Annotated in this window: 10 protein-coding genes; 2 read left to right on the top strand and 8 right to left on the bottom strand. The window is 60.7% G+C overall.

Annotated elements, in window-relative coordinates:
* Positions 1-200: 200 nt before the first annotated feature.
* Positions 201-1,436 (top strand): aromatic ring-hydroxylating dioxygenase subunit alpha, encoded by a 1,236-nt coding sequence (locus VL202_RS13250; protein WP_325464581.1) that lies wholly within the window; start codon positions 201-203, stop codon positions 1,434-1,436.
* A 72-nt stretch (positions 1,437-1,508) separates the two neighbouring features.
* Here VL202_RS13250 and VL202_RS13255 read toward each other — a convergent pair whose 3' ends face one another.
* Positions 1,509-2,033 carry a hypothetical protein gene (locus VL202_RS13255; protein WP_325464582.1) on the bottom strand — a complete coding sequence of 175 codons (525 nt, stop codon included), beginning with the start codon at positions 2,031-2,033 and terminating at the stop codon, positions 1,509-1,511.
* A gap of 158 nt (positions 2,034-2,191) precedes the next feature.
* On the opposite strand from VL202_RS13255, the gene VL202_RS13260 reads away from it, so the two are divergent.
* On the top strand, positions 2,192-2,692 hold the full coding sequence (locus VL202_RS13260) for a ferritin-like domain-containing protein (RefSeq protein WP_325464583.1): 501 nt from the start codon (positions 2,192-2,194) through the stop codon (positions 2,690-2,692).
* Positions 2,693-2,735: 43 nt separating this feature from the next.
* On the opposite strand, the gene VL202_RS13265 is transcribed toward VL202_RS13260, so the two are convergent.
* The 7 genes from VL202_RS13265 to VL202_RS13295 form a co-directional block, all read right to left on the bottom strand.
* Positions 2,736-3,806 (bottom strand): ABC transporter substrate-binding protein, encoded by a 1,071-nt coding sequence (locus tag VL202_RS13265; RefSeq protein WP_325464589.1) that lies wholly within the window; start codon positions 3,804-3,806, stop codon positions 2,736-2,738.
* 37 nt (positions 3,807-3,843) lie between these two features.
* Positions 3,844-4,602: a siderophore-iron reductase FhuF gene (gene fhuF, locus VL202_RS13270; RefSeq protein ID WP_414692856.1), complete on the bottom strand. Its 759-nt coding sequence runs from the start codon at positions 4,600-4,602 to the stop codon at positions 3,844-3,846.
* 4 nt (positions 4,603-4,606) lie between these two features.
* Entirely contained in the window at positions 4,607-6,778 is a 2,172-nt protein-coding gene (locus tag VL202_RS13275) for a TonB-dependent siderophore receptor (protein WP_325464584.1), read from the bottom strand.
* Positions 6,779-6,939: 161 nt separating this feature from the next.
* Positions 6,940-7,113, bottom strand: a complete 174-nt coding sequence (locus tag VL202_RS13280) for a DUF1328 domain-containing protein (RefSeq protein WP_325464585.1) — start codon at positions 7,111-7,113, stop codon at positions 6,940-6,942.
* A gap of 133 nt (positions 7,114-7,246) precedes the next feature.
* Positions 7,247-8,674: a gamma-aminobutyraldehyde dehydrogenase gene (locus tag VL202_RS13285; RefSeq protein WP_325464586.1), complete on the bottom strand. Its 1,428-nt coding sequence runs from the start codon at positions 8,672-8,674 to the stop codon at positions 7,247-7,249.
* Between the two features lie 119 nt (positions 8,675-8,793).
* Positions 8,794-9,609: an ABC transporter permease gene (locus tag VL202_RS13290; protein ID WP_325464587.1), complete on the bottom strand. Its 816-nt coding sequence runs from the start codon at positions 9,607-9,609 to the stop codon at positions 8,794-8,796.
* The coding region (locus VL202_RS13295) for an ABC transporter permease (RefSeq protein ID WP_325464588.1) at positions 9,599-10,088 on the bottom strand (490 nt) is incomplete at its 5' end. The genes VL202_RS13290 and VL202_RS13295, both read right to left, overlap by 11 nt.

Raw genomic sequence — 10,088 nt, forward strand, 5'->3', positions numbered from 1 at the left:
CGTGACATCTGCCCCACAAGGGGGGAGATTAACCGCATCGACAGCGTCAAGAATCACTTTGCCTCGCTCGGCCCGAGCATTGCTCGCTGTTGTCGAGCGCAGGTTTGTCCGCACACTCCCGATCTGCCTCCTTGCGGGGGAGATGTCACGCAGTGACAGAGGAGGGTGTGTCACGCGCTCTTCAGCCCGGAGGAAGTCCCATGCTCGCACCTGACACCAAGACCACCACGGCGCCGTCGCCCGATCGCATCGACCAACTCGTCGCCGCGCACAAACCGGGTCACGGCCTGGCGCGGCCGTTCTATACCGATCCTGACATCTACGAACGAGATCTGGAACGAGTCTTCCGGCGCCACTGGCATTGCATCGCGCATGAGAGTGTCATCCCGAACCCCAATGATTTCGAGGTTTTCCGGATGGCGTCCGAGCAGGTGATCCTGACGCGGCATGCCGATGGCACTGTTCATGCGATCCTCAATATCTGCCGCCATCGCGGCGCCGAGGTCTGCACCAGGGACAAGGGCAATGCCCGCGTCTTCGTCTGTCCCTATCATGCCTGGACCTATGGCAATGACGGGGCGCTGAAGGCCGCCCGGCTGATGCCGAAGGATTTCAAGCGCGAGGATCACGGGCTGAAGCGGCTGCATGTTCGCGTGGTCGAAGGACTGGTCTTCATTTCCTTCGCCGAAAACCCGCTGGATTTTTCCGAGGTCGAGAATCTGCTTCACGCGACCTGCGGCCAATATGGCTGGGGACAGGCAAAGGTCGCCTATCGGCAGAGCTATCCGGTCGATGCCAACTGGAAGCTCGCGGTCGAGAACTATGTTGAATGCTACCATTGCGGCCCGGCGCATCCGGAATATTCGCAGACCCACGCACTGGAGCAGCCGCTGCACATGATCGAGGCGCTGAATGCGGCGATGGAGGAGCGCACCTGCGCGCTCGGCATCCAGGTCGGCTCCGGAGATCACTGGCAGACCTCGGAAAACGGCAGGGAAACCATCCATGCCTTCCGCTATGCGCTCTATGACGGGGTCAAGACCGGCAGCCAGGACGGTTCGCCGCTTGCACCGCTGATGGGGCGTTTCAGCGCGTTCGACGGCGGAGTCACCTCTGTCCATCTCGGCGGCACGTCCTTCCTCGTCTGTTATCCGGACCACGGCATGATCTACCGCTTCATTCCCAAGGGGCCGGAAGCCTGCGAGATGGAACTGATCTGGCTGGTCAACGGTACGGCCGAGGAGGGCGTCGACTACGATCTCGACAAGCTGAAATGGCTCTGGACGGTGACAACCGACGAGGACAAGTCGATCATCGAGCACACGTCGCGCGGGGTGCGCTCGCATTATTTCGTGCCCGGGCCGATCGCGCCGATGGAGCAGAACGAGTTGCGCTATATCAACTGGTATCTCGACGAGATCAGCCGCGCGGGTTGAGCGAACCCGTTCACAGCGTATTTCCGTCCGCGTCATCCGCCGCGGCGTTGTATGTTCGTCAATCCACGCGCGTTACGGCAACCGTCCCCGGATGTCGGTGACCCGATGGGACCATTTCGGCGCAACCGGATCGACGCCGTAGGGATTGGGGAAGGTGAAGAAGGTTTCGAAAGCCTGGCTCTGGCCGGGCTGGAGGCGCGCGAGAATGAGGGCGGTGTCTTCGCCCACCGTCTTGCACTTGCCGTCCGGGCAGTCCTCCAGCGTCACGGTCAGGCTGAAGTTCGTCAGGTCGGCGGCGCTGTTGTTGAGGATCGTGCCGGTGGTGCGATAGCTCGTGTCAGGACGCTTGCGGGTGAATTGCAGGTCCTTCAGCACGATCTCTTCCGGCTGGATGACCGGGCGGTTCTGCGCGAAGGGCGGCGGGTCGGACGCATTCGAGGACGAGCCGTTTTCCCTGGACCAGACCAGAAACGCCGACAGCAGCAGCAGGGCAACGAGAATGCTCAATGTCGGTTCGGCAAAACGCCTGAACCGCGACGAGCGCATGGCGAAATATACGACCAGCAGGCCTGCCAGCGCAGGGAAAATCCAGATCATCAAAGTCCTCCGCTCTCGTATATAGGCGGGGCGGTGCCGGGATGGAAGCGCTGCCCAAGGGAATCCTCCGATTGTCCCCCTTTGCGGAACAAAGGGCCGATATCGACGTTGTCCGCCCGTCGCTTCCGACACCCATTTGCAAAAAAAGGAACAAACCGATGGCCGAGAAAGCCCTGGAAGACCTGTTTTACGACATGCTGAAGGATGTCTATTACGCCGAGCGCCGGATCGTGAAGGCGCTGCCGAAGATGGCCAAGGGCGCGCAGAGCCCCAAACTGAAGGCCGCCTTCGAAAAACATATCGAGGAAACCGAAGGCCAGATCGAGCGCCTGCAGAAGGTATTCGAAATCTTCGGTAAGCGCGCTGTCGGCAAGACGTGTCCCGCCATCGATGGCATTATCGAGGAAGGCGAGGAAATTCTCGACGAATTCAAGGGATCGTCGGCTCTGGATGCCGGGCTTGTCGCGGCCGCCCAGGCGGTGGAGCATTATGAAATCGCCCGCTACGGGACGCTGAAGACCTGGGCTGGCATGCTCGGCCTCAAGGATGCCGTCAAGCTGCTCGACGAGACCCTGCAGCAGGAAGGCGATACCGACCATGCACTGACGGCGCTCGCCGAGACATCGGTCAATGCCACGGCCATGAAGAAGGCCGCATGAACCATGTCATCAAAGGGGCCGGAGATCACCTCCGGTCCCTTTGTTATTTCAGGCTGATCCAGTACGAGCCCTGGAAAGGCACCGCGGCGAAGCGCGCGTTGATTTCCTTCAGCGTTGCATCCGGATCGATATCTGAAAACAGGTCCGGCCGCAGCCAGTGCGCGAAGGCTTCCGCGGCGAGAATGTTGAGCGGCACGGCGTTGAAGAAGTTCCAGAGGCCATGGACCCGCCCCTTCTGGACGCCTGAGAGATTGGCGAGGATCGGGTTCTTGACGGCGTCACCGAGCGTACGGCGGGCTTCCTCGGCGGGAACGCCGGGGCCGACGGAAAACACGCTGTAGGTGCCGCCGGGCGAAGCCGTGGCGATATAGACCTGAGGATCGGCCTCGATCAGATATTCACCGCTGACGATTCCGCCTTGGCGGGGCAGGTTGTTCGTCGCAATATTGCGGCTGCCGGTGATGCCGATGAATTCGCCGAGGCCGCCGGTGCCATAGGCGAAACAGCAGCGATCGGGATTTGGGAAGGCATCCATCAGGACGGTCGGTCCCGGTTCGGGATGGGCCGCCACCCGGTCGGTGATGCGTTTCAGACGCTCTTCGTAGAAATCGGCGAAGGCATTGGCCTGTTCCTCGCGATCGAGGATCTGGCCGAGCAGACGCATGTTGCCGGGCGTATTTTTCAGGGGATCGCTGTTGAAATCGACGACGAAGACCGGAACGCCTGTTGTTTCCAGATACTCGATCGCCCGCTTGCCGAGTTCGGTATCGGCCTGCCAGTTGGCCATGATCGCCAGATCGGCGTTTAGCGACAGGATGGTCTCGAAGGACAGGCCGTCGCCGGTGCCGTCGCCGATGATGGGCACGTCGGCGAGCTTGGGAAACTTCGCGACGAAGTCCTTGTAGATTTCCGGGTTGTCGCCCTTCATGTCACCCGACCAGCCAGCGAGCAGGCTGACGGGGTCGGGATCGATCAATGAGAGCGCGACCAGATTGAATCCGCTGCCGAGCAGGATGGCCTTTGGCTTTTCCTTGATCGTCACCTGCCGGCCGATGCCATCCGTGATCGTCAACGGCCACTGCGTTTGTGCCTCCGCCATGGGAGCGAAGGCCATGAGAAGGCCGAGAGCGAGAAGAAAAAGACGCTTCACATCATTGCTTTCTTTGGGCAGGGAGAGCGCAAAGCTCGCCGCAACTCGGAATGCCGGGCAGCAGGTAGCGCAGGCAGCAGACCTTGCGGCGACAGACCGTCTGATCGCCGTCGGCTTCATGGCGCAGGCAGCCATGGAAGGGGTTGCTGGTACCATCCGGCAGGTGGGTCTGATCGAACAGCGGGCGAGAAGCCCAGGTGCTGCCTTCGGCCGAGTGTTCGGTGGCATTGAAGGCATAGTCGATATAGACGGCGGCATTGTTCCAGGCAAGCTTGGGAGCGATGCCGCCCAACGCCTTGAGTTGCGCGACCACCGCGGGCAGGTGCTGCTTGACCAGCGGCAGCACATAGGACAGCAGATCCCTATGCCCATCCTCACTCCAGTTGCCCTCTCCCGGCAGTCCAAGAGCACGCGGCAAGCCGTCCTCGGCCAGCGCTATGGTCATGTCAGCGGGGTTGATGGGCAAGACCTGCTCGGCGCGTCGGGCGACAATGTAGGGAATGGTCAGGATGGAAAAATAATAAAGGGACCACATCGACGCGACGGCTCGGCGGTCCGTGCCACCATGAGCGGCGGCATAGGTGTCGAGAGCGTTGGAAAAGCCGCCCGAGCGGAAAAAGTGCTCGAGCGGCACCCCACCGTCGAGTTCGCTCGACAGCATCATCTTTTCGCCACACCAGGCATGCTCACCGGCAAAGACCGCCTTCAGGCTGGAAGGCGCGAATGCGGTCTCGACATCGTGGTTGGCGGTCGTGGTCAAAGGGTCACCAGTTGTATTTCAAGGAACCGATCACAGCGCGGCCTTGGTCGCGATAGCAGAAGCCCGACGAGCATACCGCCTCACGCTTGTTGAACACGTTGGTTGCATTCACCTGCAGGCGAAGACCATCATATTTTGGATCGATCGCGGCAAAGTCGTAGTGAACCGAGGCATCGAACAGGACGCGTGCCGAATTGCGGGTCGTGTTCTGGTCGTTGCCATAGCTTTCGCCGAGGAACCGGGCGCCCGCGCCGAAACCGAGGCCGGAACCGAACCCATCTTCCGGCAGCGTGTAATCCGCCCAGACCGAAGCCATGTGGCGCGGCACCGAGGAAACCGAATTGCCCACGGTGTCAGTCGGGCCCTCGGTGATCTTTGCATCCGTGTAGGTATAGGAGGCAATCAGCGACAGACCGTTGTCGAGGCTGGTATTGGCTTCGAGCTCGAAACCGCGTGAGCGTACTTTGCCGCGCTGGACCTGGACGTTTTCCGGACCACCGCCAAGATCAATGACCTCGTAGTAGAGGCTGTTCTTCTGGTCGATGTTGAACAGGGCGGCCGTGATCAGCGTATTGCTGTTCGGCATCAGGTACTTGACGCCGACCTCCTCCTGCTGGCTTTCCGTCGGCTTGAACGGTGCGTTTGTTTCGCGGTTGATGCCGGCATTCGGCGAGAAAGCGGTGGAATAGCTGACATAGGGTGCAAGGCCGAAATCGGTCTCGTAGCCCAGCCCGACACGGCCGGAGAAGGCCTTATCCTTCTGTGAAACGTTGGTCGTTACGTCAGTTGGTAGATTGGTCGTATCGGTGTCGGTGGAGACCCAGTCGTACCGCCCGCCGGCTGTGAACGTCCAGGCATCGTAGCGGATCTGGTCCTGCAGATAGGTGCCCATCATCCATTGATCCTGCACCACGCGATCGGTGAACTCGATAGGATCGGTCGGGCGGCCCTTGGTTGGGTTCTTGGTATCCAGCGGCGGCGTCAGGCCATATCCGTTCAGGGACTTGAAATGCAGCTTGGTATAATCGACGCCAACGAGCAGCGTGTGGTCAAGCGCGCCGGTATCGAACTCGGCCGCCAGCTGGTTGTCGATGGTAACGGCGGTCAGGCGTTCGTCGAACGTGCCGGCACTGCTGTCCAGGAGGTTGGGATCGATGACATTCGGAGCGTATGCGAAAGCCCAGTCGGTATCGGTGTTGAGCGTCGAGACGCGCATGTTTTGGCGAAAGGTGAAGACGTCGTTGAACCGGTGTTCGAATTCGTAGCCGAGACGGGCCTGCTTCTGGATGGAATCGTTGAAATCGGGATTGCCACTAAAGATGTCGGTGACCTCGCCGGTCAGCGGGTCGTTGTAATAGGCGGCCGTGCCGCCGGTCTTGGTGCGGGAATATTCACCAAGGATAGTCAGCTTGGTATCCTCGTCCGGCTTCCAGGTGAAGGCCGGCGCGATATAGGCGCGGTCGTCGGGAACGCCGACCTGTTCCGTATCGCTATCACGCAGCAGTCCGGTGATGCGGTAGTACAGGGGATCGGTTTCGTTGATTGGACCGGAGAAATCGAACTGACCCTGGTAGCGGTTGTCGGTTCCATACTGGACCTGCAATTCGCGCAACGGCTCTTCCGTCGGGCGCTTGGTGATCAAATTGAACAGGCCGCCTGCGCCTGATGCGCCGTAAAGCGCCGAGGAAGGTCCACGCAGGATCGAGACACCTTCGAGGCCATAGGGCTCATTCTTGAAAATCGATGAACTGGCCCCTGGCTGGCGCAGGTTGTCGCGGAAGACACCGGTATAGGTGACGTCGAAGCCGCGCACGGAAAATGCGTCGAAACGTGGGTCGAAGCCCGACGCGCCGACGCGGGCGCCGGGCGTATAGGCAAATGTATCAAGGAGGGTTTGCGGGTTGCGGTCCTTCAGTTGCTGCTCGGTCACTGACGAGATCGACTGCGGGGTCTCAAGGAACGGGGTATCGACCTTTGCCCCGGTGGCGCTGCCGGTGCCGATATAACCGTCTGCCGTGATCGTTCCGCCGCTGCCGCCGGTGACGGTGAGTGTTTCGAGTGCGGTCGCCTCTGTGGCGTCCTGAGCCAGAACCGGCGTGTTCAAGCCGATGAAAGCAAGGGCGATGAGGGAGACGCGTGCGTTGAGGCGGCGGGAGGTCTGGCGGATGATTGGCATGTCACTGACTTCGGTCTGATTGATAAGATGAGTGTCCTTATCATGATTTTTTTCAGGCCGAAAAGTGATTTATGACTTTTTAACTCATGTTTTTTCGCGAAATTTTGCAGAAAGGCCGCGCGGATAAAATCCGCGCGGCCTTTCTGCGTCTGAAATGCGTCTTAGACGACGGCGCTGCCGGCCATGAGGGCGAGGACGACGAAGATCAGGAAGATGATCAGCGCGATATAGAACAGCAGCTTGGCGATCGAGGCCGTGGCGGCGGAGACGCCGGAAAAGCCGAGAAAACCGGTGATCAAGGAAATTACAAAGAAAATCAGCGCCCATTTCAACATGGCATATCCTCCGTGGTTCAACTTCGGTGGTAACGCACGACGGGCTTTTTGGTTCCGGGAAAGTCACATTGTTTTAAAGGGTTAAAGCTGCCGGCGGGCATTTTGATTCAAGCGCTGCCGGCAGCTTCTATTGTCAGCCGTGATTGATCATCACGTGGCGCACGGCGGTGTAATCCTCCAGCGCGTAGATCGACATGTCCTTGCCATAGCCGGACTGCTTGACGCCGCCATGGGGCATTTCATTGGTCAGCATGAAATGCGTGTTGATCCAGGTGCAACCATATTGCAGGCGGGACGCGGCCTTCATCGCCTTGGAGATGTCCTTGGTCCAGACCGAGGACGCGAGGCCATAATCGCTGTCATTGGCCCATTTGACCGCCTGGTCGTTCTCGGTGAAGCGGGTAACGGAGACGACCGGGCCAAAAACTTCGCGGCGCACGATCTCGTCTTCCTGGGTCGCGCCGGCAACCACGGTTGGCTGGAAGAAGAAGCCGTCCTTGCTTCCGAGCGCGCCGCCGGTTGTCACCTCGATATGCTTCTGTTCGGTGGCGCGCTCGACGAAGCTTGCCACGCGGTCGCGCTGGCGCTTGGAGATCAGCGGGCCGATCTCGTTTTCGGTGTCGTCGGCGAGATTGTATTTGATGGTCGAAACGGCCGAGGTGAGGTCGGCGACCAGTTTTTCGTAAATACCGTCCTGCGCGTAGATGCGGCAGGCGGCGGTGCAATCCTGCCCGGCATTGTAATAGCCGAAGGTGCGGATGCCGGCGACGACGGCGTCGATATCGGCGTCGTCGTAGACGATGACCGGCGCCTTGCCGCCGAGTTCCAGATGGGTGCGCTTGACGGTCTTGGCGGCCGCCTGCAGCACCTTCTTGCCGGTGGCGATATCGCCGGTGATCGAGACCATGCCGATCTTCGGATGGTTGATCAGCGTATTGCCGACGGTTTCGCCGCGGCCGAGGATGATGTTGACGACGCCTTCAGGCAGGATGTCGGCAAGCAGCCGTGCCATCTTCAGCGCCGTCAGCGGCGTCTGTTCGGAGGGCTTGAAAACGACGGTGTTGCCACCGGCGATGGCCGGTGCCAGCTTCCAGGCCATCATCATCAGCGGGTAGTTCCACGGCGCGATCGAGCCGATGATGCCGACGGGATCACGGCGGATCATCGAGGTATGGCCGGGTAGGTATTCGCCGCCGACCGGCGCATGCAGCGAGCGGATGGCGCCGGCAAAGAACCGCCAGCAATCGACGATCGCCGGCAATTCGTCATTGCGCACGGCATTGATCGGCTTGCCGCAGTTCAAGGCTTCGAGCGCCGCAAAGGCGTCGGCATCGTTTTCGATCGCATCGGCGATTTTCAGCAAATAGCTGGAACGTTCGCCAGGCGTCGTCATCGACCAACTGTCGAAAGCCTTCTCGGCGGCATCGACGGCACGCTCGATCTGCGACTGCGAGGCCTCGGCGAGATCGATGATCTTTCCGCCGGTGCGCGGGTTGAGGATCAACTCTTCGGCCTCGGTCCCGGCTTCGAATGTCGATCCGATCAGCAATTGCGTGTCCATGTTCGTTCTCCCTGGTTTTAAGGGAGCGAATAGCGAATGGAGAATAGCGAATAGGGGATCCGGCTGCTTAACTCTTTAAAACCCTATTCGCTATTCGCTACTCCCTATTCACTCATTCTTCACTTCCCGGCTCCGGCAATCTGGTCGCCGTCGCGGGTGAGGTAATAGGCGGCCAGGATCGGCAGGAAGGTGACCAGCATCACCACCATGGCGACGACATTGGTGACCGGCCGTTGGCGCGGGCGGATGAGTTCTTCCAGCATCCAGATCGGCAATGTCGATTGCTGGCCGCCGGTAAACGTCGTGACGATCACCTCGTCGAAGGACAGCGCGAAGGCGAGCATGCCGCCGGCCAACAACGCCGTGCCGATATTCGGCAGGATGATGTAGCGGAAGGTCTGGAAGCCGTCGGCGCCGAGATCCATCGACGCTTCGATGAGTGAACCGGAGACGCGGCGGAAGCGGGCGACGGCATTGTTGTAGACGACGACGATGCAGAAGGTGGCGTGGCCGAGCACGATGGTCCAGAACGAGAAGGGAATATCGGCCATCGAGAAGGCCGAGCGGAGCGCAATGCCTGTGATGATGCCGGGAAGCGCGATCGGCAAAATGACCAAAAGCGAGATCGTCTCGCGACCGAAGAACCGTGTCTGGCTGACGGCGGCGGCGCAGAGGGTGCCGAGCACGAGAGCGATGGCGGTGGCGATGGTCGCGACCTTGACCGACAGGGTCAGCGCGGCCCAGACGTCGGGCCGGTTCCAGGTGACGGCGAACCATTGCAGCGTCAGGCCGGGCGGCGGGAACTGGTAGCTCTTTTCCTCCGTCGTGAAGGCATAAAGGAAGATCAAGAGGATCGGGATATGCAGGAAGGCGAGCCCGCCGATGGCCGCGATCTTCAGGGGTAGCGGCGCGGATGTGGAACGGTCAGAGCGCATCGAAGGCTCCCATGCGTTTGGCGCCCCACAGATAGAAGCCCATGATGACGACGGGCACGACGGTGAAGGCGGCGGCGAGCGGGATGTTGCCGGCGGTGCCCTGCTGGGCATAGACGGCCTGGCCGATGAACAGCCTGGAGGTGCCGATGATCTGCGGGATGATGTAGTCGCCCAGCGTCAGCGAGAAGGTGAAGATGGAGCCGGCGACGATGCCCGGCAGCGCCAGCGGGAAGAGCACGTTGCGAAAAGTCTGGCCCGGCGTCGCGCCGAGATCGGACGAGGCCTCGACCAGATTGCCCGGCACGCGCTCCAGTGCCGCCTGGATGGGCAGGATCATGAACGGCATCCAGACATAGACGAAGACGATGAAGGTGCCGGTGAACGACACCGACAGCGAATTGCCGCCGACGGTGGGCAGCGACAGCCAGGCGTCGAGCAGCCAGGCGAGATGCAGCTTGCCGAAGAGCCAGGTCAGGATG

This window comes from Pararhizobium sp., from assembly GCF_035497515.1.
GTDB lineage: Bacteria > Pseudomonadota > Alphaproteobacteria > Rhizobiales > Rhizobiaceae > Pararhizobium.

Bases quoted from the DNA above. Each gene is read 5' to 3' on its own strand.
- VL202_RS13250 (WP_325464581.1), top strand. From the start codon at position 201: ATGCTCGCACCTGACACCAAGACCACCACGGCGCCGTCGCCCGATCGC.
- VL202_RS13255 (WP_325464582.1), bottom strand. From the start codon at position 2,033: ATGATCTGGATTTTCCCTGCGCTGGCAGGCCTGCTGGTCGTATATTTC.
- VL202_RS13260 (WP_325464583.1), top strand. From the start codon at position 2,192: ATGGCCGAGAAAGCCCTGGAAGACCTGTTTTACGACATGCTGAAGGAT.
- VL202_RS13285 (WP_325464586.1), bottom strand. From the start codon at position 8,674: ATGGACACGCAATTGCTGATCGGATCGACATTCGAAGCCGGGACCGAG.
- VL202_RS13265 (WP_325464589.1), bottom strand. From the start codon at position 3,806: ATGGCCTTCGCTCCCATGGCGGAGGCACAAACGCAGTGGCCGTTGACG.
- VL202_RS13275 (WP_325464584.1), bottom strand. From the start codon at position 6,778: ATGCCAATCATCCGCCAGACCTCCCGCCGCCTCAACGCACGCGTCTCC.
- VL202_RS13280 (WP_325464585.1), bottom strand. From the start codon at position 7,113: ATGTTGAAATGGGCGCTGATTTTCTTTGTAATTTCCTTGATCACCGGT.
- VL202_RS13290 (WP_325464587.1), bottom strand. From the start codon at position 9,609: ATGCGCTCTGACCGTTCCACATCCGCGCCGCTACCCCTGAAGATCGCG.